The organism is Rhizobium ruizarguesonis, from assembly GCF_017357285.1.
GTDB classification, from domain to species: Bacteria; Pseudomonadota; Alphaproteobacteria; order Rhizobiales; family Rhizobiaceae; genus Rhizobium; species Rhizobium ruizarguesonis.
This window is the reverse complement of sequence record NZ_CP071678.1, coordinates 307,044-328,712: the sequence shown is the minus strand read 5'-3', so window position 1 is coordinate 328,712 and position 21,669 is coordinate 307,044. Positions and strand designations below refer to the sequence as shown.

Annotated in this window: 24 protein-coding genes and 1 tRNA gene; 18 read left to right on the top strand and 7 right to left on the bottom strand. The window is 60.2% G+C overall.

Annotation, left to right across the window (positions count from 1 at the left end; all coding sequences use genetic code 11):
* Nucleotides 1–41 precede the first annotated feature (41 nt).
* Complete coding sequence (locus J3P73_RS01550; RefSeq protein ID WP_003544591.1) at nt 42–272, top strand: type II toxin-antitoxin system CcdA family antitoxin; 231 nt, start codon at nt 42–44, stop codon at nt 270–272.
* A gap of 98 nt (nt 273–370) precedes the next feature.
* Nucleotides 371–670, top strand: coding sequence for a CcdB family protein (locus J3P73_RS01545; protein WP_018070280.1), 300 nt, complete (start codon nt 371–373; stop codon nt 668–670).
* Between the two features lie 3 nt (nt 671–673).
* On the opposite strand, the gene J3P73_RS01540 is transcribed toward J3P73_RS01545, so the two are convergent.
* The 3 genes from J3P73_RS01540 to J3P73_RS01530 all read right to left on the bottom strand — a co-directional run bounded on the left by J3P73_RS01540 (nt 674) and on the right by J3P73_RS01530 (nt 2,647).
* Nucleotides 674–1,126 (bottom strand): GFA family protein, encoded by a 453-nt coding sequence (locus tag J3P73_RS01540; protein WP_018070281.1) that lies wholly within the window; start codon nt 1,124–1,126, stop codon nt 674–676.
* Between the two features lie 184 nt (nt 1,127–1,310).
* A complete protein-coding gene (locus J3P73_RS01535; protein WP_130687040.1) occupies nt 1,311–1,859 on the bottom strand; it encodes a sugar O-acetyltransferase in 549 nt (182 codons plus the stop codon).
* 11 nt (nt 1,860–1,870) lie between these two features.
* Nucleotides 1,871–2,647, bottom strand: coding sequence for a type 1 glutamine amidotransferase (locus J3P73_RS01530; RefSeq protein ID WP_197728884.1), 777 nt, complete (start codon nt 2,645–2,647; stop codon nt 1,871–1,873).
* A gap of 203 nt (nt 2,648–2,850) precedes the next feature.
* Between J3P73_RS01530 and J3P73_RS01525 the strand changes: the two genes are divergently transcribed.
* The gene (locus tag J3P73_RS01525; RefSeq protein WP_017966569.1) at nt 2,851–3,144 is read left to right on the top strand and encodes an Rdx family protein; all 294 of its coding nucleotides are present in this window, start codon (nt 2,851–2,853) and stop codon (nt 3,142–3,144) included.
* A 9-nt stretch (nt 3,145–3,153) separates the two neighbouring features.
* Here J3P73_RS01525 and J3P73_RS01520 read toward each other — a convergent pair whose 3' ends face one another.
* Nucleotides 3,154–3,573, bottom strand: a complete 420-nt coding sequence (locus tag J3P73_RS01520; protein ID WP_064653391.1) for a BA14K family protein — start codon at nt 3,571–3,573, stop codon at nt 3,154–3,156.
* Between the two features lie 168 nt (nt 3,574–3,741).
* On the opposite strand from J3P73_RS01520, the gene J3P73_RS01515 reads away from it, so the two are divergent.
* Nucleotides 3,742–3,828, top strand: a tRNA-Leu gene (locus J3P73_RS01515).
* 265 nt (nt 3,829–4,093) lie between these two features.
* Entirely contained in the window at nt 4,094–5,209 is a 1,116-nt protein-coding gene (locus J3P73_RS01510) for an IS110 family RNA-guided transposase (protein WP_130772323.1), read from the top strand.
* Between the two features lie 398 nt (nt 5,210–5,607).
* Here the strand turns inward: J3P73_RS01510 and J3P73_RS01505 are convergent, their stop codons facing one another.
* On the bottom strand, nt 5,608–5,805 hold the full coding sequence (locus J3P73_RS01505; RefSeq protein WP_130687039.1) for a hypothetical protein: 198 nt from the start codon (nt 5,803–5,805) through the stop codon (nt 5,608–5,610).
* A 141-nt stretch (nt 5,806–5,946) separates the two neighbouring features.
* Between J3P73_RS01505 and J3P73_RS01500 the strand changes: the two genes are divergently transcribed.
* From J3P73_RS01500 to J3P73_RS01460, 10 genes are all read left to right on the top strand, one after another.
* Nucleotides 5,947–7,086 (top strand): acyltransferase family protein, encoded by a 1,140-nt coding sequence (locus J3P73_RS01500; RefSeq protein WP_130687038.1) that lies wholly within the window; start codon nt 5,947–5,949, stop codon nt 7,084–7,086.
* A gap of 299 nt (nt 7,087–7,385) precedes the next feature.
* Nucleotides 7,386–7,676 (top strand): hypothetical protein, encoded by a 291-nt coding sequence (locus J3P73_RS38120; RefSeq protein WP_018070286.1) that lies wholly within the window; start codon nt 7,386–7,388, stop codon nt 7,674–7,676.
* A 563-nt stretch (nt 7,677–8,239) separates the two neighbouring features.
* Entirely contained in the window at nt 8,240–9,013 is a 774-nt protein-coding gene (gene rfbF / locus J3P73_RS01495) for a glucose-1-phosphate cytidylyltransferase (protein ID WP_026170764.1), read from the top strand.
* On the top strand, nt 9,004–10,068 hold the full coding sequence (gene rfbG, locus J3P73_RS01490) for a CDP-glucose 4,6-dehydratase (RefSeq protein WP_130814767.1): 1,065 nt from the start codon (nt 9,004–9,006) through the stop codon (nt 10,066–10,068). The genes rfbF and rfbG overlap by 10 nt, the downstream gene beginning before the upstream one ends.
* Nucleotides 10,065–11,300 (top strand): class I SAM-dependent methyltransferase, encoded by a 1,236-nt coding sequence (locus J3P73_RS01485; RefSeq protein ID WP_130772117.1) that lies wholly within the window; start codon nt 10,065–10,067, stop codon nt 11,298–11,300. Before rfbG ends, J3P73_RS01485 begins: the two co-directional genes overlap by 4 nt.
* Entirely contained in the window at nt 11,297–11,824 is a 528-nt protein-coding gene (gene rfbC / locus J3P73_RS01480; protein WP_130687036.1) for a dTDP-4-dehydrorhamnose 3,5-epimerase, read from the top strand. Before J3P73_RS01485 ends, rfbC begins: the two co-directional genes overlap by 4 nt.
* Nucleotides 11,825–11,835: 11 nt before the next feature.
* The gene (locus tag J3P73_RS01475; RefSeq protein ID WP_130689827.1) at nt 11,836–13,074 is read left to right on the top strand and encodes a glycosyltransferase family 2 protein; all 1,239 of its coding nucleotides are present in this window, start codon (nt 11,836–11,838) and stop codon (nt 13,072–13,074) included.
* A gap of 76 nt (nt 13,075–13,150) precedes the next feature.
* Nucleotides 13,151–14,299, top strand: a complete 1,149-nt coding sequence (locus J3P73_RS01470) for a DegT/DnrJ/EryC1/StrS family aminotransferase (protein ID WP_130772115.1) — start codon at nt 13,151–13,153, stop codon at nt 14,297–14,299.
* 32 nt (nt 14,300–14,331) lie between these two features.
* Entirely contained in the window at nt 14,332–15,090 is a 759-nt protein-coding gene (locus J3P73_RS01465) for a cephalosporin hydroxylase family protein (protein WP_017962832.1), read from the top strand.
* A 24-nt stretch (nt 15,091–15,114) separates the two neighbouring features.
* Nucleotides 15,115–15,789: a GNAT family N-acetyltransferase gene (locus J3P73_RS01460; RefSeq protein ID WP_130687033.1), complete on the top strand. Its 675-nt coding sequence runs from the start codon at nt 15,115–15,117 to the stop codon at nt 15,787–15,789.
* A 6-nt stretch (nt 15,790–15,795) separates the two neighbouring features.
* On the opposite strand, the gene J3P73_RS01455 is transcribed toward J3P73_RS01460, so the two are convergent.
* Nucleotides 15,796–16,128: a hypothetical protein gene (locus tag J3P73_RS01455; RefSeq protein ID WP_018070294.1), complete on the bottom strand. Its 333-nt coding sequence runs from the start codon at nt 16,126–16,128 to the stop codon at nt 15,796–15,798.
* A gap of 59 nt (nt 16,129–16,187) precedes the next feature.
* Nucleotides 16,188–17,792 (bottom strand): GumC family protein, encoded by a 1,605-nt coding sequence (locus J3P73_RS01450; RefSeq protein ID WP_130687032.1) that lies wholly within the window; start codon nt 17,790–17,792, stop codon nt 16,188–16,190.
* 134 nt (nt 17,793–17,926) lie between these two features.
* Between J3P73_RS01450 and J3P73_RS01445 the strand changes: the two genes are divergently transcribed.
* The 3 genes from J3P73_RS01445 (at nt 17,927) to J3P73_RS01435 (ending at nt 21,457) form a co-directional block, all read left to right on the top strand.
* Nucleotides 17,927–18,976, top strand: a complete 1,050-nt coding sequence (locus J3P73_RS01445) for a glycoside hydrolase family 5 protein (protein WP_130687031.1) — start codon at nt 17,927–17,929, stop codon at nt 18,974–18,976.
* A 2-nt stretch (nt 18,977–18,978) separates the two neighbouring features.
* Nucleotides 18,979–20,271, top strand: a complete 1,293-nt coding sequence (locus J3P73_RS01440; protein WP_018070297.1) for a hypothetical protein — start codon at nt 18,979–18,981, stop codon at nt 20,269–20,271.
* Nucleotides 20,272–20,440: 169 nt separating this feature from the next.
* Nucleotides 20,441–21,457, top strand: coding sequence for an acyltransferase family protein (locus J3P73_RS01435; RefSeq protein WP_130772107.1), 1,017 nt, complete (start codon nt 20,441–20,443; stop codon nt 21,455–21,457).
* The last annotated feature ends 212 nt before the right edge of the window (nt 21,458–21,669 follow it).

The window sequence follows — 21,669 nt, the reverse complement described above, 5'->3', positions numbered from 1 at the left end:
TTATGCGCATACAATGTGCGCATAAAGTTGAGGAGATCGTTATGGCTCAGCAGCCAAGAAAAGCAGCGAACCTGTCTCTTGACGAAGGTCTCGTCTCCCAGGCGCGCGAGCTCCAGATCAACATTTCCCGGGCGGCGGAAGATGGCATTGCAAAGGCCATAAAGGCGGAGCGCGAGCGGCTTTGGCGTATCGAGAACGCCGAGGCTATCCGTCTGGAAAACGAATATGTTGAAAAGCACGGCTTGCCCTTCGCCAAATACCGTCAGTTTTAGAGCGGTTCAACGTTCACGGAAGCGTAGAACCGCTCTAAGTTTTGCTTTTACGCAATTCCTGACGGAAAACCGCTTCGCACTTTTCCTGGAATGCTCTGGTGGCACGCTTTCACGTCTATCACCTCAAAAGCGGAAATCTCCTGGCCATCGATCTTCAGGCCAATCTGCTTGACGATCTGCCATCGCGCGTCATGGTTCCGTTGCATCCGGTACAGGAACTGAGCTGGTCGATCTCGCGACTGAACCCACGCTTTCCTATTGAGAGTGAAACCTATGTCATGGCTACCCAGCGCATGGCATCGGTCCCGACCGCGGAAATTGGAAAAGTGGTGGCGGATCTTACCGCCGACAGCGATCGCATTATCGCTGCCGTCGACTTTCTCTTCCAGGGCTTCTGAGCCTCATCCGCTGCCCATATACTCCTTCACCAGCCCCTCATAGGCCTCCATCTCGGGCAGCGCCTCGTAGCTGTACACCGCGCCGGTCTCGGCGAAGGACAGCTTCTCGCTCGTCCAGGTCTCGATGAAGGGCGTGAACCAGCTCGGATCGTCGAGCATGGTCACGCGCAGATTGACGAACCAGTCCATGCCTTCCGGCCGGGTGAACATCCAGCTCATGCAATGCGGGCAGAAATAATGCTTCGTGGCACCATGCAGGCCGCCGATGACCGGCTCGCCCTGCGTCACCTCGAAGCCTTCGCTGGGGATAGCCGCACTCAGCGAATAGGCGCTCGATGTCATCTTCTGGCACCCCGTGCAATGGCAGGCCATGGTGAGCAGCGGCGGGGCGCTGATCTTCAATCGCACCCGGCCGCAACGGCAGCCGCCTTCCATGGGTAAGGTTCGCTCGCTCATGATGTCCTCCCGTTTTGCTTTCTGATCTAGCGGAGCTTTCGCCGCTGTCGAGGTCATCGCGGAATGGGCGGCCTTGCCGGCGTTAGAGCATTTCCCTTTTTCTCCGAATCACGGAAATGCTCTATCTCTTTGTTTTCACGCAATTCCGGACGCAAAACCGCTACGCACTTTTGCTGGAATTGCTCTAGCGGATGCGGGCTGGATTGCCGACCACGGTTGCGCCGGCCGGCACATCCCTGGTCACCACCGCACCGGCGCCGACGATCGCACCGTCGCCGATCGTGAGGCCGCCGAGGATGATGGCGCTGCCGCCGATCCAGACGTCACTGCCGATGGTGACTGGCCTGGCGATCTCGATGCCCTTGCTGCGCAGTACCGGCTCCTTGTGATGCTCGGCGCAATAGATCTGCACGCCGGGGCCGAACATGCTGCGGTCGCCGATCATCACCCGGCCGGAATCGAGGATGGTGCAGCCTGCATTGAAATAGACGCGTTCGCCGAGAGTGATATTGATGCCGTAGGAGCAGTGAAACGGCGCCTCGATGAAGACATTAGGCGCAGCCTGAGCAAAGAGCGCCTTCAGGGCTGGCGCCATCGCGCCGCGCTCATCCGGCGGCAGCGTATTGTGCGCATGGACGGCTACGCGCGCCTGCTGGCGCAAGAGATCGAGTTCATCATCGAGGCAGCAATACCATTCGCCTGCCGCCATCTTTTCGCGTTCGCTGGCCGGCATCGCACCGCCTCTCACGCCGAGGCCTGCGACAGCATTTCGACCTCTTGCCTCTCGATCAGGCTGACCCAGGCACGCGCGATGGCAAGGCCTGCAGCATCGGCGGCTCCGGCATGCCTTGCCGCCAGCTCGGCATGGTTCTCCAGCCAGCCCGGCGCGATGCGCGCAATCGTATCGGGGAATTCGGCTTTCCATTGCGCGACGACCGCTGAATTGGCCTCGAAATGGAACTGGGTGCCATAGACGGCGCGGCCGATGCGGAAGGCCTGGTTTTCGGCGACAAGGCTCGAGGCGAGGCGCACCGCGCCTTCGGGCAGCGAAAACGTATCGGCATGCCATTCGAAGATGGTGAACTCGCCGCCAAGCGCCGACAGCAGCGGATCGGCCCGGCCCTCGGCGGTGACGCCGATCCCGTGCCAGCCGAATTCCCGAGCGATCCCTAAGTGATTGTCGGCGCCATAGGCGCGGGCGAGGATCTGGCTGCCGAGGCAGATGCCGAGCACGGCCTTGCCGGCATCGCCGAAGCGGCGCGTGAGCCGGACGAGCTCCGGCAAGTAGGGGTGGGTTTCGTCATCCAGCGCGCTCTGCTCGCCGCCGAGAACGACCAGCGCGTCATGGCCGGATATATCTTTCGGCAGGATGCCGTCCTGCCACACCCGGAACCACTCGATCTCCGCGCCGGCCTCGTCGAGCGCGGCGGCAAGCGCGCCGAGGCCGGTATTCCGCATGTTTTCGATGACTGCGACGCGCATGGGTTCTTCCTGGTATGGCCGACCATCGGAAAAGACCATGCCGGAAGACCGTGCGCAAGACGCCAGAACAGGATTGAGGCTTTAGGCCGGTTCGGCCCAAAATCTGAATCCTGTTCTTAATTAAATAGTTAGAGCATGATGTCGCCCGAAAACCGCTCACACTTTTCGGCATCATGCTCTGCGAGGGCGATTGCGCGCACGCGCCACAGGGCTTAAATCTCGACAAACGAAAGGACATCGCCATGACCGAAAAAGCCCGCGTCACGATCCTCTACTGTACCCAGTGCAACTGGCTGCTGCGCGCCAGCTGGATGGCGCAGGAGCTGCTGCATACTTTTTCCGACAGCCTCGGCGAAGTGGCGCTGATCCCCGCCACCGGCGGCAATTTCGAGATCCGCGTCAATGGCGATCTGATCTGGGAGCGCAAGCGCGACGGCGGTTTTCCCGGACCGAGGGAGCTGAAACAGCGGGTCCGCGACATCGTCGAGCCCGGCCGCGATCTCGGCCACGTCGACCGCGCCTCGCTCGAAAGCTGATCACGACGATCAGCGATAGGGCGAGCGGCAGGTCTTGTAGATGCCCTCATAGGTGAGGAAACGATCCGTCCTCGGATTGTAGGAGCGGTACTCGTTGCTGCACCAGGCGGCATGGCTGTTCATGTCGCGCGCCTTCGGCTGCACCCTTTGCACCGGCGGCGGATCATAGGTCAGCTGCGGCGGCCCGGCAGCGCCCGGCCGGTAATAGGTTGGCCCCGCGCCGCGCGGACGGTAGTTCGGCTGGACATAGGCGGGACGATGCCATTGCTGCGGCCCGAACCCGAAGCAGCCGCGAAAATCGCAGAGCGTCGATCCCGTATTGAGCGGCCCGACCCCCGGCTTGCCCAGCTTCAGCGAATCGGCCCCGGCGATGGCGGGCGTGAGAATGGCGAGAAGGCCAGCGAGCAGAAGCGTGCGGGGAGCAAGCATGATGCATTCCTTTCGATATTTTCTCTATATAGGGCGTGCCAACCGGAGCGCTATGCCGACCCTTCGGCGCTCCCTTGCATGTGATCGGCTGCTTTTTCGCCAACTGTCAGAAAAACTTCAAAAACCCAGTTGACAGTCAGGGGCCACCCCCTTACATCGCTCTCCGTCGCCCAGATGGCGGAATTGGTAGACGCGCCAGCTTCAGGTGCTGGTACCCGAAAGGGTGTGGAGGTTCGAGTCCTCTTCTGGGCACCATTCCATTCTTGATCGCTACCAAGATCAAGGAGTTAAGCCTTTCCAACTAAAGTTGCGCAGGTGCCTTGCAACAAAGGCCAGTCACGATGCGCTCAAAGGCTTGTTCGCCTAAGGGCTCTCCAATTCCTCACTTCGTAAAGCGTATTCCCGCCGATCTGCGTAAGGCCGTATGTCCGTCTTCGCGCCTGAGGTGGCTCGCCCTACACTGGTTTTCCGAGGGTTGCTCGGACAGGCCGAGCCGATCCTCATCACAGGAGGACGAGCCGTGGCAGATTATAGAGAAGCTTTTGTCGGAATCGATGTCGCCAAGCTGAAGAATGCAATTGCTGTTGCCGAATCTGGCCGGGAAGGAGAGGTCCGCTATTTCGGCGAGGTTGATGCATCCTATGCCAGCATGCGCCGCATTATCCAGCGAATAGCCGCGAAGTTTGATCGTGTACATTTCTGCTACGAAGCTGGCCCAACCGGTTACGGCCTGCATCGGCTGATCCAATCCCTTGGCCATGAATGCATGGTTGTCGCTCCGTCATTGATTCCAAGGAAGCCAGGCGACAGGGTGAAGACAAACCGTCGAGATGCACTCGCGCTCGCCCGGCTATTGAGGGCCGGCGAGCTCACAGCGGTGTGGGTTCCCGATGAGGGTCATGAGGCGATGCGAGACCTCGTTCGCGCCCGGGCTGCAGCAGTCGAGACGTTGCGGGTTCACCGACAACAGATCAGCGCCTTCATGCTCAAGCATGGTCGCATCTATCCACGCAAGAAGGGCTGGACGATGCGATATCTGTGCTGGCTGCAGGAGCAACAATTCGATCACCCCGCGCATCAGATCGCTTTGCAGGAAATGGTCGAGGCGGTGCGCGTCTCGAAGGAGCGCGTCGAACGACTGGAGAAGGTCATCGAGGAATTCGTACCGAACTGGTCTCTTGCGCCGGTCGTCCGATCTCTACAGACGCTAAGAGGGGTCGATCTGATCGTGGCCGTCACCTTTGCCACGGAGGTCGGCGACGTGAGCCGATTTGAAAGCCCGCGCCAACTGATGGGCTATCTCGGCCTGGTACCTGGCGAGCGATCAACGGGTGAAACGGTTCGACGAGGTGCGATTACCAAGGCTGGCAACGGCCGGGTTCGGCACATGTTGGTCGAGAGCGCCTGGACTTATCGCCATCCGCCAAAGGTCGGCGCGAGGAAGCTGTACCGTCTGGAGCAAGCGCCGCCGAAAGTGCGGGAGATAGCATGGAAGGCTCAGAACCGGTTGACGGCTCGTTATCGAATGTTGACCGGACGCGGAAAGCGAACGACGGTGGTTTGTACCGCCATTGCCCGTGAGCTGACCGGCTTCATGTGGGCTGTTGCAAGGGAGGCGCAGGCGATCAGATCATAGATCGCCACATCGAACTTGCACCTCGCGCATGGGCGGGGGCGGAACAACGGCAGGGGAACACCCGTCAGACGCTTTGTGGCCGGCATTTGACCGACGCCCGCAGTAAGATCGGAGCAGCCCCGGACGCACTATCGGGAATGCGGTAGCCAATCCGCGCATCAGAGCTTGATCACCGACGTCCTTGAGTTCCGCCTCCACCCATACGCGATCATCATCATGAACAGCCGTTCGTTTGGGCGGTCGGTTCCTCGCGCCTAAAGCATTGACAACGGACATCAGAGCGTTTGGTGGGTCGCACCTTGGTCATTCCGTTCGCCAACGACACCATGGACTCAAGGTCGCACGCAGTTCGAGAGCATCCGGATTTCACTTCGCACTGCCAAGCCGCGCCGCCGCTGCTACGGACGCAGGACACCTTTGAGCCAGCGCAGTATCCCCTTGAAGCTCTCGAAGGCAGGCGGAAATGGTCCAATTTTGCCGTGCGCATGGATAATTTTCGTTCCGGCATCAATTTTGTGAATGCGCCCTGCCACCAATTTATATGAGTAGCCTTGCGCGTATAAAGCGTGGTCTGGGGCCACTTTTGCCCTCAGCATGTGGTCTCTCCAACGTCGATCAATATTACGTTGCCTCAACGGCAAAATCGGATCGACTAAAAAATTTTGAAGGCCGTCGCCTGCGCTTGCATATCCAGCCGTTGGTATGCACAAAGACTACATGTTTAACGGGAGAATGCCATGGGTAACGTCGCAGGCGGTGGCCGAATTGGCTGCTTGGATGGAATGCGCGGCATTGCGGCCCTTTGGGTCTTGATCGGACATGCACACCTTTTGACCGGTTTCGAGGTACCAGTTATTGGCGATCCAGATCTCGGCGTAGACCTTTTTATAATGCTATCTGGCTTCCTGATGGTGTTTCACTATCAACTGCGCAGAGATAGAGAGCCATGGGAATCGACCGATACCTGGCGATTTTTTTGGACAAGGCGATTCTGCCGCATCGCTCCCTTATACTACGTTCTGCTGGTGGTCGCCCTCGCCCTGGGTCCCTACCTCTACGATGCTCGGATGATTATTGACGCCTTCAACGGCAAACCACCGCAAGCAGCAACGCGCTATGTGGACGGCAGCATCGCCAACTACCTAACGCACCTGACATTTATATTCGGCCTGATCCCCCAGTACGCGTATCGCACTGCCTTGCCGGACTGGAGCATCGGGTTGGAGATGCAATTTTATGTTGCTCTCCCGTTCTTGATGATCATCATTGGTCGGATTGGGTGGCTGAAAGGCATCGTCATCATCGTAATCTTGAGTGTCTTAACAGCACTCGCCGTTCATCGACTTGGTGTGCGGTTTCCAATGCCAACATTCTTGCCGATGAAAATGCACGTTTTCGCTGCAGGAATGCTGCTGGCAGGCGCTTTATGGATGAAACCGAACGGGCGGGCCTATCTGGCATTTGTCATTGCGACGCTGTTGGTCCTGATTCCGATTGGTGGCGCTATGACCGTGCTCCATCAAGCCGTTCGTGTTTGTCTCGTCGCCTTGTTCTTTGGACTGGTGCATGTTGATAGGCTGCCCAGAGTGGTGGCGGACGTTGCGCGCCCAGTCGGCGCGTTCTTGGGCAACAGATTCTGCCATCACTTGGGGGAGCTTTCGTTTGGCGCCTATCTGATTCACCTTCTGGTCATGCTGCCAGTCATAGCCACATTGATCCAGAATTATCCGATGACCGACCCTTCCCGCTGGGCGGTGACGCTGTTTATTACGATTCCGATCGTCTATGCTTTGGCATGGCTCGGCTACAACTTCATCGAGCTGCAGGGGCAAAAGGCAGGCAAGGCTCTTTCGCGACCGAGGACGATAAGCGCGTAAGATTTCTTTATCCAATGCCGCCATCGAGCAGCATGGGCCTAGATCGGCCGAGCGACATCAATTCCAGTTGGCCAACGGCGTCACAGCGCGCCTTGTCGAAGGCTGCCATAGATGCTCGGCCGCTCAACCCCAAACGTGATCTCCTCACGAAACAGTTGTCTCCTCAGGGTGGCATCTGGGCGGAATAGCCGCGCTGGCTGAATTGTGGATCCAGGATCGTCCCCGCTCTTGATAGCTGGCCTCCATTGACTCCCTCACTCCAAAATGTGAACATATAGCGAACATAATGGAGTCTTGCGATGATCCGATACGCCACGTCCGCAGCCGGCAACCCCCAGCCACCAAAGGCGCGCGAGGTGTCAGCTGCCGAACCGGCCGTTGAAATGCCTCCCCCCAAGCCGGTCATTGAGGTAGCTTCTGCCGGCGCGGTGCTTGCTGCTTACCCGCTGCTGCCCAGCGGCGAGTCAGACGAGCTCGGCTCCGACACTCTGCAGAAGACCACCAAACCACCACGCCGGGCGGCAACAAAACGTAAGCCTAAGGTCGCCGAGGCAGACGACACTCCACTCCAGCTTAGTCTGGAGGCTTAACCGCAACCATCCGGCCAAGGTGTGGCGGCAGGGAACTCCCACCATAATCTATATAGCAAATCTATATAGCACTTCGGAATCCCGAAATTGGTTGCGGGATTGAAATCATTGAATATTCCTCCATGACGACAGCCCGCGAAAGGCGTCGAATTTCGGAATCCCGAAGCGGGGGAATTTCGGGATTCCGAAGTGGGATTTTTTTCTTCGGGCCGACGCGCCGGGCCTTTGCCCGGGGGCAATCGGCCGGCTATCTGACGCTTTCCTATCAGGATCGGCCGCGTCTGGTCGGATCAATTGCGCCCGCTTGGCGCTCCTCGTAAAACTGGGGGAAGGACGTGCCTTCGGCCAAACGGGATGTCCCGAACGGCAAGTTGTTCCATTGCTCAACGCATGGCCTGCGAAACGCGCGGCTGTCGGTTCCCACACCACCGCAAGCCTCGCACAAGAACGAAATCGGATACCGGGGCAAGGATGAACATACGGCCGTTCCGCCTGTCGAGAGCCCGGACGGCTCTGAGGGTGGTCTGCCGGAGCTTGACGAGACACTCTGGAGTTCGCTTGGGATGAAAGTCGTAATTCTTGCCGGTGGCCTTGGCTCGCGCCTTGCCGAGGAAACCAGTATCCGCCCCAAGCCACTGGTCGAAGTCGGCGGCATGCCGATCCTCTGGCACATCATGAGCATCTACGCCCATCACGGGCTCAATGATTTCATCATCTGCGCCGGCTACAAGGGTTATATGATCAAGGAGTATTTCGTAAACCTTGTTCTGCACCACAACGATATCACCGTCGACCTCGCCTCCAACAGCATCAACTATCACGGCGGCAAACGACCGAACTGGCGCGTGACTGTGGTCGATACCGGCATGTATTCGATGACCGGCGGGCGTATTGCGCGCATTCGCGATCATCTGACACCCGGCGAACCTTTCTGCGTGACCTATGGCGACGGCGTCGGCGACATCGATATCGCCGCCGAAGTCGCCTTCCATCGCAGCCATGGCCTCAAGGCGACGATGTGCGCGGTCACCCCGCCCGGACGTTACGGCGCCACGAATATCGAGGGACAGTACATCACCTCCTTCATCGAGAAGCCGAGGGGCGACGGCCAGCGCATCAATGGCGGCTTCTTCGTGCTCGACCCGTCGGTGGTCGATCTCATTCCCAGCGACGACACGATCTGGGAAGCCGGGCCGCTGGAGTGGCTCGCCGCCAACAACCAGCTCGCCGCCTTCAAGCATGACGGTTTCTGGCAGCCGATGGATACGCTTCGCGAGCGCAACCACCTAGAAGAGCTCTGGAATTCCGGGAAGGCGCCGTGGAAACTATGGGCCTGACGGACTTCTGGAACGGGCGGCGGGTTTTCCTGACCGGACATACCGGCTTCAAGGGATCGTGGCTTTCCCTGTGGCTGGAGCGGCTCGGCGCTGAGGTTACCGCTGTGTCGCTGGCGCCCGAGACCGAACCATCGCTCTATCGCAAGCTTGCTCCCTGGGACGATCGCGGCCATCACATCGTCGATATCCGCAATGCCGAGGCGCTTTTCGCTCTCTCGAGAAGTTTCCAACCGGAGATCGTCATCCATATGGCGGCGCAGGCTCTGGTGCGGCGTTCTTATGAGAACCCGGCCGAGACCTTTTCGACCAACGTCATGGGAACGGCAAATGTTCTCGACGCGGTCAGGCAGACGCCCTCCGTCAAGACCGTGCTGGTCATCACCTCCGACAAGGTTTACGCCAATAACGGCAGCGGCATCCCCTTCGTCGAGACCGATACGCTCGGCGGCAAGGATCCGTACAGCAACTCCAAGGCCTGCACCGAACTCGTCTGCCAGAGCTACCGCGACAGTTTCTTCAAAGGGCGCGATCTCAGGCTCGCCACGGTCCGCGCCGGCAATGTCATCGGCGGCGGCGACTGGTCGAAGGACCGGCTGATCCCGGATTTCATCCGCGCTTTCGAAGGCGGCGAACCGATCATGCTGCGCTATCCCGCGGCGATCCGCCCCTGGCAGCACGTGCTGGAGCCGCTTGGCGGTTATCTGAGCTTCGCTGAGGTGCTGACGCAGCAGCGCGGCAGGGATCTGCCGGATGCACTGAATTTCGGTCCGCATCCCGAAAGCTTCGCCACTGTTTCCGAACTCGCCGAAGCGCTCGGACGCGCGCACTGCGTCGAAGACGTTTGGCGGCTGGCGCCCGGCGAACATCTGCCGGAAGCGCCGGCGCTGACGCTGAGCTCGGCGCTTGCGCTCGACACCATCGGCTGGCGCCCGCGCCTCAGCCTGCAACAGACCATCGACTGGACTGCCGCCTGGTACAAGGCCAATCGCGAGGGCGAAGACATGCGCGCCTTCTCGCTCGGCCAGATCGCGGCATATGAGGAAGCAGTATCATGACAGCGCACAATTGCCGGTTTTGCGATGCCCCGCTGAAGCATCGTTTCGTCGACCTGGGCTCGACGCCGCTCGCCAACGCCTATTTGACAGAGGAGCAGCTCAACAAACCGGAGCCATCCTATCCGCTGCGCGCCTTCGTCTGCTCTGAATGCTGGCTGGTGCAGGCCGATGCCTTCGTTCCGCCGGAAGACATCTTCAGCCACTATGCCTATTTCTCCTCCTACAGCGACGGTTGGGTAGAGCATGCCCGCCAGTTTACCCTCATGGCGCGGAAGCGCTTCGGTCTCAGCGAGGCATCGCAGGTGATCGAGGTGGCGAGCAATGACGGCTACCTCCTCAAGCATTTCGTCGAAGCCGGAGTGCCGGTGCTCGGCATCGAGCCGGCCGAGAACGTTGCGGAAGTGGCACGGCAGATCGGCGTTCCCACGGAAGCGCGCTTCTTTGGCAAGGAAACCGCTGCCGATCTCGTCTCCCGCGGCCTTGCCGCCGACATTGTCATCGGCAACAACGTGCTAGCGCACGTGCCTGACATTAATGACTTCGTCGGCGGGCTTTCGGCCGAGCTGAAGCCTGACGGCGTCGTCAGCGTCGAATTCCCGCATTTGCTGCGGCTGATGGAAAATATCCAGTTCGACACTGTCTACCACGAGCATTTTTACTATCTGTCGCTGCTGGCTGTCGAAAAGGTGTTCGCGGCGCACGGCCTCAAGATCTTTGACGTGGAAGAATTGCCGACCCATGGCGGGAGTCTCCGCGTGCTTGCCTGCCGTGCAACATCCTCGGCTCACGCAACCGGCCGCGGCCTTGCCAAGGTCCGCGCCGATGAGGCAGCCGCCGGCTTCGACAAGGTCGAGACCTACGAGGCCTTCCAGAGCCGCGTGGCGCCGATCAAGGATGGGCTGCTCGCCTTCCTCGCGCAAGCCAAACGCAGCGGCAAGAAGGTCGCCGCCTATGGCGCTGCCGCCAAGGGCAACACGCTGCTGAATTTCTGTGGCGTCGGCACCGATCTCATCGAATACGTCGTCGACCGCAATCCGCACAAACAGGGGCATTTCCTGCCGGGGAGCAGACTGCCGATCTACGCGCCGGAGAAGATGGACGAGACGCAGCCGGATTATGTCCTCATCCTGCCCTGGAACATCAAGAATGAGGTCGTTGCGGCCAACAGCAGGGTCGGCGCCTGGGGCGGACGCTTCGCCGTTGCCGTGCCGGAACTGACGGTGCTCGGATGAAATTCCTTCCCACTGCGGTTTCGGGCGCCTTTGTCGTGGAAGTCGACGCGCGCTCCGACGACCGGGGAATGTTCGCACGAACCTTCGACGCGCAGACCTTTGCGGCGCAAGGTCTCGTGCCCGTCTACCCGCAGTGTAATGTCTCGCAGAACCACAAGCGTGGGACGCTGCGCGGCATGCACTACCAGGCCCAACCGCGGCCGGAGATCAAGCTGGTGCGCGCCACGCGCGGCAGGGTCTTCGACGTGGCGCTCGATCTGAGACCGGATTCGCCAAGCTATCTCAAATGGGCCTCCGTCGAGCTCGATGCCATCAGGCACAACGCCTTCTACATACCTGCCGGATGCGCACACGGCTTCCTGACGCTCGAGGATGATTGCGAACTCTTTTACCAAATGTCGGAAACCTACGTGCCGGACCTTGCCCGTGGCGTCCGCTGGGACGATCCCGCCTTTTCCATCGCCTGGCCGTTCACGCCGAGCATCATCAGCGAGCGTGACGCCGCGCTTGACAGCTACGGCTAGGAGACAAGCCTTTGAGCGGTATCAAACTCAGCATCTGCGTCCCGACCTATAACCGCGAAGCAAATCTCAGAAACGCGCTGACCTACTGCGAGAACGACTACAAGTTCGCCTTTCCCTTCGAAATCGTCATCTGCGACAATGCCTCCACGGACGGCACGCAGCAGGTGGTCGAGGAATTCATCGCCCGCGGCCAGCCGATCCGCTACTACAAGCGTGAAACCAATGCCGGCGCCGCGGCAAACGTCACGAGCGCTCTGCGCCTCGGCAAGGGCGAATACCTCATCTATCTCGCCGACGATGACATGCTGATTGCCGATGCGGTGGCCGACACCATCAGATATCTCGACAACAATCAGGAGGTGACCTGCGCCCATGCGCCGTGGTTCCTCTACGACGAAGTCGCCAAAACCGACATCACGAAGTTCTACAATGTCGAGGAGGATCGGAAGTTTCCGCATGGAAGCTTCGGCGACGTCTTCCAGTATATCTGCGACGGCCACATCTTTCCGGAAATCGCGATCTATCGCTCGTCAGCCCTGCGGTCGGCCTGGATTCCAAGAGAATTCTGCTTCTACCCGTTCCCGTTCCTTGCGCATTTCCTCGATCAGGGCGCGGTCTCCTTCCTGCAGCGGCCGTTCTACCGCTCCATCGTCAATTCGGCGATCGCCCGCGACCGTCCGCAAGAAGGCACCAACGACGTCATGACGAGCTGGGACCGCTATCGCGGCGGGCTTGAATATTTCCTCTATATGGGCGTCAAGCGCGGAGCGATGACTCTCACGCCCGAGACGCGTCTCAAGTATGACGAGATGTGCAAGGTCTTCACGCTCAATCGCATGGCGGTCGCCTTCCGCTTCTGGGCGGAGCGCAAGAACTTCATCAAGGCCTATGAGCTCTATACCCGCATCATGTGGGGCGGGATGCTCAACCACCCGGAAATTCGCAGTTTCCGTGAAAGGTTGCCCCTGATGGTCGCCATCCAGACGCTGGTGAGCGAAGTGAATTCGGCAATCGGCATCGATACGCTGCTTCTCGGCGGTTTCTCGGAAATCACCGCTCTCGAAGGCCTGCTGCGCGAACTCGGCCTCAACGGAAAGGTGAAGGTGACGGTGAAACTCAGCGACAGTCCGTTGGAAAGCACCGCCGTCTTCGTCAGCGTCAATAGCGACCGGGAGTATTTCGTAGCACTCGGCTACCTGCCCAACCTCGTGTTCCACGAGCACGATCTCTCCCGACACATCATCATGTGAGCCTCGCGCCAGCTTCAAAAACTAGCGTCGTGGCGGGCGCCTGCGTCTTGATTTCAATTCAACAGAAATTAGCGGCATGACACACAGGATCTTCTACACCAAGCCTTCGATCACCCAGCTCGAAACGGATTATGCGGCCGATGCCGCCGCCACCGGCTGGGGCGCGCGCTGCTACGACTATCTCAACCGCTTCGAACGCGACTTCAAAACCTATCTCGGCAGCGGCTTTGCGATCGCGACCTCGAGCTGCACCGGCGCCATGCACATGGGCTTGGCAGCGCTCGGCGTCGGCGAAGGCGATGAAGTGATCCTCGCCGATACGAACTGGGTTGCCACCGTCTCGCCGATCGTCCACCTCGGCGCAAGACCCGTTTTTGTCGACGTGCTTGCCGATACCTGGTGCATTGATCCCGAGGAGGTTGAGCGCCATATCACGCCGAAGACCAAGGCCATTATCGCCACGCATCTCTACGGCAACCTCTGCGACATGGATGCGCTGCTGGAAATCGGCAAGAGGACGGGCATTCCGGTGATCGAAGATGCGGCTGAAGCGGTCGGCTCCGTCTGGCACGGCCGCCGCGCCGGCTCGATGGGCGCCTTCGGCACCTTCTCCTTCCACGGCACCAAGACGCTAACGACAGGCGAAGGCGGCATGTTCGTCACCAATGACGCGGCACTCTACGAAAAGGTGCTGACGCTCAGCAATCACGGCCGGGCTCGCGGACAGACGAAGCAGTTCTGGCCGGATGCGATCGGCTTCAAATACAAGATGTCCAACATCCAGGCGGCCATCGGATGCGCCCAACTCGAGCGCATCGAGGAACTCGTCAACCGCAAGCGCGAAATTCTGGCCTCCTACATGATCCGGCTTTCGCCCCTGCCCGGCATCACGATGAACCGGGAATACACCGGCACGATCAACGGCGCTTGGATGCCGACCGCCGTCTTCCATCCGTCGACGGGCATTACCCGCGAGATGATGCAACAGACCTTCGAGACCGCCAATATCGATGCGCGCGTCTTCTTTTATCCCCTCTCCAGCCTCTCCATGTTCGAAGATCGGCCCCAGAACGTGAACGCCTGGAGCATTCCGGGCCGCGCGATCAACCTGCCGAGCTATCACGACATGAGCGAAGCCGATATCGACCGGGTAGCGGCAACGCTGCTCGATATGGCGGCCGGGCGGATCTACCACAACAGCACGGCATTGCGGCAGTCGGTTTAAGACAGCCCTACAGCGAAGGACAAAGAACAGTCATGACCACGAAGGACGATCGTCTCGAATTCGAAGCCCACAAGCGGGAAATGTCGCTTGCGCTCGGCAAGGATGAGGCAAGTTTTCAACAATCGCTGAACACACTGATCGGGCTCGACAAGTTCGACTATTTCTATCTCTGGTCATGGATGGGCGTGCCGATCATCCAGCTTCCGGTCGATATCCTGGCGACCCAGGAAGTCATCTGGGCGACCAAGCCTGATGTCATCATCGAAACCGGCATTGCGCGCGGCGGCTCGCTGATCTTCATGGCGTCGATCCTCGCCGCCATGGGCAACGACAAGGCCAAGGTTGTCGGCGTCGACATCGACATCCGCGCCCATAATCGCGAGTCGATCGAATCCCATCCGATGTCGAACCGGATCAAGATGATCCAGGGCGGTTCAGTCGACGACGACGTGCTTGCCGCCGTGAAGGCCGAGATCCCGCCGGGCGCCCGCGTGATGGTGGTACTCGACAGCGACCATTCCTACGAGCATGTCCTGGCGGAATGCCGCGCCTACGGTCCGCTGGTGACGGAAGGCTGCTACCTCGTCGTCGCCGACACGCTCATCGGCCACCTGACGGAGGAACAGGCCTTCACAAAACGCTCCAAGGTCTGGCTGCGCGGCAACGAGCCGCTGAAGGCCGTCACCGATTATCTGGCGGAAACCGACCGCTTCGAAGTCGATCCGGTTCTGAACGGCAAGTTGGTGCTGTCTTCCTCGCCGGGCGGCTACTGCATCTGCCGCAAGGCGTGAGCAGACACTCAGGGATAGTCGTTCATGGCGCAGGTCGATATCGTCAGCCTCAAAGACAATGCGGATCCGGCCAGACGGCTCCGACTTGCGATCAGGGACGATAGCCGCAGGCACGTGGGCGACCTGCAATGCATCGACAGGTCGATGCTCGACGAGCCCGGCCTGATCGACGACCTGACGACGTGGCGCAACCAGTCGATGCCGTTTTTCCTCAGCCAGTTTAACGCCACCCAGGAACGCACGCGGCAGTGGCTCGAAACCATCTCCCTGCCCGCCGCCGACCGAATCCTATTCGTCATTTGCGATCCCGGCGGAAACCGGTTCGGCAATTTCGGCATCTGCAACATCCGGCCCGGCTCGGCCGAATTCGACAACGTCATCCGCGGCCGGGCGAGCGATATCCGAAACCTGATGTTCCATTGCGGCAGGGCACTGCTGGAGTGGATGTTTTCCGGGCTCGGAGTCGAAACCGCCGAGCTGCATGTCTTCTCCCACAATGAAAAAGCGATCGGCCTTTACAAGCGGCTGGGCTTTGCGGCGGCCGAAAGCCTGCAGCTGCGGCGCACGGAGGAAGAGGGCATGGTCAAATATTCGGTCGTCGATCGATCGGAAGCAAATGCCGGCTTCGACTATCTGAGGATGGAGCTTCCGATCGGACGTTTCCGGCAGGCGCATCCAGCGGCTTTGCTGACCGCCTGAAGCCCCTCACCGCACCGGCTGATAGTGGCCGCGGAGCGGAACTTTGCCACCCGTGGTAACGAAGCCGTCGCGTTCGCAGACATACATCAGCGTCGGCATGCCGCCGGAACGGAAGATTTCGTCATAACGACGGCGGATCTGCACGGTTTCGGTGCGGCAATTGTAGGATTCCTCCTCTTTCTTGTCCGGCTGCGCCTTGACGCCGGGAAGACCCTTGTAGGGATAGAGGGGTTGAACGCCCGAATCGACGGATTTCGTCCAGTCGACGGCAAAGGCGGACGCCGGGGCGAGGCTCGGCACGGCAACGAGCGATATCAGAAGCATCATCAACAGCCGCATGGGAACTCTCCTGCCGGCAATAGGCCGTTCTTCCGATGTAGGAAAACCGACGACCGTCATCAAGCGGCCGCAGCGGGCGACTTCCTGAAATAACTTCTGATGACGGGATGGCCGAAGAGACCGGCAAGGATCGCAAAACCCGCGCCGACGACGAAACCGGCAAGAAAACCGCCGATAATGCCGGCGACCAGCAGGATTTTCTTTCCCGGACCATCGGCCTTGACCGGCGGCTCGGCCGGCGAGATGACGCGAATGTTACTCTGGTTGAAATTCTGCTCTTCACTCGTCTGGCTGGAGCGTTTCAGCACCGTCTCGTAAATATCGCGCGCCGCGGTCGCCTTGCGCTGCAATTCGTTCAGTTCCACCTGCTTGTCCGACGAACTCGCCTGTAGCGCCTTCTGCACGGCAAGCTCCTTGGCGATGCTGTCCTCGGCCGCCTTTGCCTGCTCGTATTCGCCCCTTGCCGAGGTGGCGAGACGCTGCAATTCGCCCTTGATTTCGCCGCCAATGCTTTGCAGCGAGGAGCGGGCCGCCTGCAGGCGCGGATGACGCGTGCCCATCTGGCTTTCGAGGCTGCCGACGGCGGCGGCCTGGGTGGCATATTGCTGACGCAGGCTGACGAGCGGCGAGGTGACGCCGCCCTCCGCCTGGTTGCCGGCGACAATGTCCTCGACGCGGAGATTGGCGACGGCATCGGCGCGCGCCTTCGCCTGGATGGTCTTTTCCTGTGCCGTCACCAGCATCGTGTTCAGCGAGACGAGCCGCTGGTCGGAGATCAGGTTTCCCTCGGTCGCGGCCATGTCATTGTCGGCGCGGAAGGTTTCGACAGCCTGCTCGGCTTCCAGCACCTTCTGGCGCAGGTCGTTGAGCCGTCCATCAAGTGTCGACGAGGTGTTTTCGTAGATGCCGTTCGAAGCGCTGTTCTCCTCCTCGGTGAAGGAGGTGACGACCTGGTTGGCAAGCCTTGCGGATTTTTCGGGATCGTTGGTCGTGGCAGCAAGCGAGACGACATAGGTGCTGGCCTCGCGGGTGATGACCAGCGCCTTCTGCAGAGTGCCGATTACGGCGGCGCCATCCGTCCGGCCGCCGGTGAATTCGGGATCCTGGCCGAGCTTCATGGCTTCGGCGACGCGGCGCAGCACATTGCCCGAAGTCAGGATCTGCACCTGGCTGTCGATCAGCGCCGAGATCATTTCCGGCGAGGGGCCCGAGGATTGCGCGCTGGCGTCGGCAAGGCCGATCTGGCGTGGGTCGAAATAGAGGCTGCTGACAGCGGTGAATTTCTGGGCGATCAGCGGCGCCACCGCCCCGCCGGCCACAGCTCCGAGAAGGCCCAGCCCCAGCACGACCAACCGCCGGCTCCAGATCGCGGCGATACTGGAGCGGAGGTCGAGAAGCGGGGCGGCAGGTGCCGACGCTGCATTCAACGGCGCGTCGACGACAGGCTGTTTTGGAGGAGGCGCCGGACGCTCATTTTGGCGGCTTTCGGCAATGCTTGCCGGCGGCACGACGGGTGGCGGGGCGGGTTCGGGCGATGGCTGGACGAAATCATCCGGACGGACGACAGGACTGCGCATGCGCACGCCTTCCGGCGCAGTCTGAGACGGCTCAAAACTGCGCCAGCCAGGGAGCCGGCTTACCCTGTTCCTGTCATACTGGTTCATACGCGCACTCGTGTCCCGCCCAGCGTGAAAGACTGAAGCCGAGGTGCAGATACTTTAGAAATTCTTAGCTAACGGACCGTTAAAATAACTTCAGCGACGCCGATGTTGCGATTTGCCGCGATTGCGAGGATGCCATGAGGACGAGACGACATCTGACAGCGCTGCTGCTTGCGGCCGCTCTGATCCCGTTGCCGGCCTTTGCGACTGAGGCTCCCTGTTATCGCGGCGTCAATTTGTCCGGCGGCGAATATGGCGAACGCGGCGGCATCTACGGCACCAACTATACCTATCCCGGCGAAGACACGATCGGCTATTTCGCCAAGAAGGGCATGACCATCATCCGGCTGCCCTTCCGCTGGGAGCGGCTGCAGCCGGCGCTCGGCGGACGGCTCGACGAGGATGAGCTCAAGCGGATCAAAGATACGATCGGTCTGATCCGCAAGCACGACATGACGGTTCTGCTCGACCCGCATAATTTCGGCTATTACGACAAGACCCAGGTCGGCACGGCGCCGGCGACGGATGCCGCCTTCGGGGATTTCTGGGCAAGGCTTGCCGTCGAATTTGCCAATCAGGACGGCGTTCTCTTCGGCCTGATGAACGAACCGCACGACATCAAGGCAACGGACTGGCTGGATGCCGCCAATGCGGCGATCCGCAGCATCCGCGCCGTCGGCGCGCGCAACCTCATCCTGGTGCCGGGCACGGCATGGAGCGGCGCGGGCAGCTGGGAAAAGGATGTGATCGGCGGCGCCAACGGCACGGTGATGCTCGGCGTGCGCGATCCGCTCGACTTCTACGCCTATGAGGTCCACCAGTATCTCGACGCCGATTCCTCCGGAACCCATCCGACCTGCGAAGGTGCAGGCGCCGCAGTCGCGGCGATCAACGGCGTCACTGCCTGGCTGAAGCAGAACCACAAACGCGGCTTTCTCGGCGAATTCGGCGCCTCCGCCGACAAGGATTGCATGAGCGGGCTGACCGAGATCTACGCCACCATGTCCGGGAATAGCGATGTCTGGCTCGGCTGGTCCTACTGGGCGGCGGGCGAATGGTGGCCGGCGGACGAGCCGTTCAACGTCCAGCCGCGCAAGGGCATCGAGCGGCCGCAGATGCGGCTTCTTGCCGAGGCGGCAAAAGCCGATGCCGGCACTTGCTCGGCCGTCAAGCCTGCGGGGAAATGAGCATGGCAGTCGTCGATCACAGGACAGCGACATTCACTGTAGCCGGCACCGTAGCCGGCAACCGGCTCGATGCCACCCGTGAGGCATTGCGCACCGATCATACGGTGCTCTGGCTCGGCCTGCTCTCCGTGCTCTACAACGGCATTCTCGCCTTCATCAACCACAACATCGTGCCGCTGTCGATAACGCATGTCGCCGCCAGCGAAGGCCTGATCATGGCGAGCGCCATCATCTACATCCTGCACAAGGGGATCTACGAGACCGACCTTCCGGCCTTCCTGTTCCTGCTGTTCACGCTCATCGTGACCATCTATGTCAGCGTGCTCAACCGCATGCTGTTCATCGATCACTTCCGCAACGTGCTGATTATCTTCTGCTTTACCGGGCTCGGCGGCTGGAGCAACGAGAAAACGATGAAGCTCGCCTTTCGCTGGGCAAGTTTTGCCGTCATGATCTTCCTGATCTTCGAGATCGTCAGCGTGCCGTTCTACGTCAGCATCGTCCACCCGTCCGACTATTTCGCCAATACACGCGGGCTGCTGCCGCTGAGCTACAACACGACGGGCCTCTTTCAGAACGCGCTCGGCTTTCCCGAGCGCTTCTCCTTCGGGATCATCGACCATCGTTCCTCCTCGATCTTCCTCGAACAGGTGTCGCTGGCCAATTTCTGCGGCGTGATCGCGGTCTACCTGATTTCGATGTGGGAGAAGCTTGGCCGCTGGGACCGGTTGCTGATGATCGGCACGGCCGTGCTGATCCTGGTGACGAACGACACGCGCACGATGCTGATCTTCTGCTTTGCCTGCATCGTCGGCTACTTCGTCTTTCCGAAGATCCCGAAGAATTTCAATCTGGCGCTGATGCCGCTGATCGTCGCCGCCGGCTTCCTCGTCTACGTGCTGAAACCCAATGCGACCGGCGACAATTTCACCGGCCGCATCAATCTGACGATGAAGAAGATCATGGAGCTCGATCCGCTCGCCATCCTTGGGCTTTCGGTCGACCGGGTGGCCGAATTCGCCGACAGCGGCTATGTCTACCTGATCTACGCGGCGACGATCTTCGGCGTCATCGCCTTATGGCTGTTCGTCTGCCTCTTTCCCGCCGGGCGCACGGCGGCGCAGCGGCGCTGCGCCCATTCACTTTCTCTTTTCATTTTTCTGAATATGATGATCGGGGGAACCGCGGTCTTCTCGATGAAGATCGCCGGTCTCCTGTGGTTCGTCGTCGGATATATGCGTTTCCACGACAGCCCGCGCATCCGGCAGGGTCGTCCGGCAGATGTATTGAGTTGACCGCAGCGGCACGGCTGAGACCGAGGCCCGCGCGAGCCTAGAACAGGATGATTTTAGGCCGGATCGGCCTAAAATCTGAATCCTGTTCTAAATCAAAGAAATAGAGCATGATGTCGTCCGAAAACCGCCCACACTTTTCGGCATCATGCTCGAGGGAGCAAGACGCTCGATGCTTGTCCAGCTTCAGTATCTGCGCGCCATCGCGGCGCTGATGGTCGTCTATTTCCACGCGATATTGCAGCTCGCCAAAGTCAATCCCGCGGTCGACGCCACCGCCTTCATCTATGGCGAAACCGGCGTCGACATCTTCTTCGTCCTGAGCGGCTTCGTGATGTGGCTGACAACGAGCGGACGCGCCATGAGCCCGGTCGATTTCGCCCGCCGACGCATCAGGAGGATCGTGCCGCTCTACTGGCTGGCGACGCTGTTTTCGGCGACGGTGGCGCTGGTGGCCCCGTCATTGCTGAAATCCACGGTGTTCGACCTGCCGCATCTCGCAGCCTCGCTGTTCTTCCTGCCATGGAGCAATCCTGCCGATCCGAGCACGATCACGCCGGTGGTCGTTCCCGGCTGGACGCTGAATTACGAAATGTTCTTCTACTTCGTGTTTGCGCTGTTATTGCCGCTACAGGAAGCTCGCCGTATCCCAGCGATGTTTGCCGTCTTTGCCGTCATCCTGATCGCCTGCCGGCTGCTGCCGGAAACGACTGTGACCCGGTTCTACCGCGAGCCGATCATGCTGGAATTCCTCGCCGGTGTCGTGCTCGGCTGGCTCTACGGACAGAAGATCCTGCTGCCGAACCGCTGGGCTTGGGCGGCCCTTGCCTTGGGCTTTGCCTTTCTCTTCATCAACGAGGCGCTGATGCCGCCGGAAAGCCGGTTCTATGCCTGGGGAATCCCGGCGATCTTCATCGTCTACGGCGCGATCTCCATCGAATTTTCCAGGCTGCCGCTGATCGGATGGCTGAACTATCTCGGCGACTGCTCCTACAGCATCTATATCACCCACGCCTTCACGCTGGCTTTTCTCAGGGTCGCCGCCGATCGCCTGCCAATCGGCATCCTGCAGCAGCCGGTGCTCTTCGTGATCCTCTCGCTGGTGCTCTCGTCGATCGGCGGCGCGATCATCCATGAGATCACCACGCCGCGCCGCAAGGTTGCGGTGGCGAGCAGTCCGCCGGCCTAAAGCGCGTCGCATCAGATTCTCTTGCCGCGCTTTAGCTCGTTGTTTCCGCATGTCACGATCGCAAAACCGCTGCACATTTTTGCGGACATGCCCAACTTCAGCACCGAAGGCGAGAATACGCATCCAAGCGGCGCTGACGGTACAGTTTTTCGCGCAACTTCTCCTAAGCTTCAGACTGAGCAATGAGAGAACTTGCGCAAACGTGATGGTTT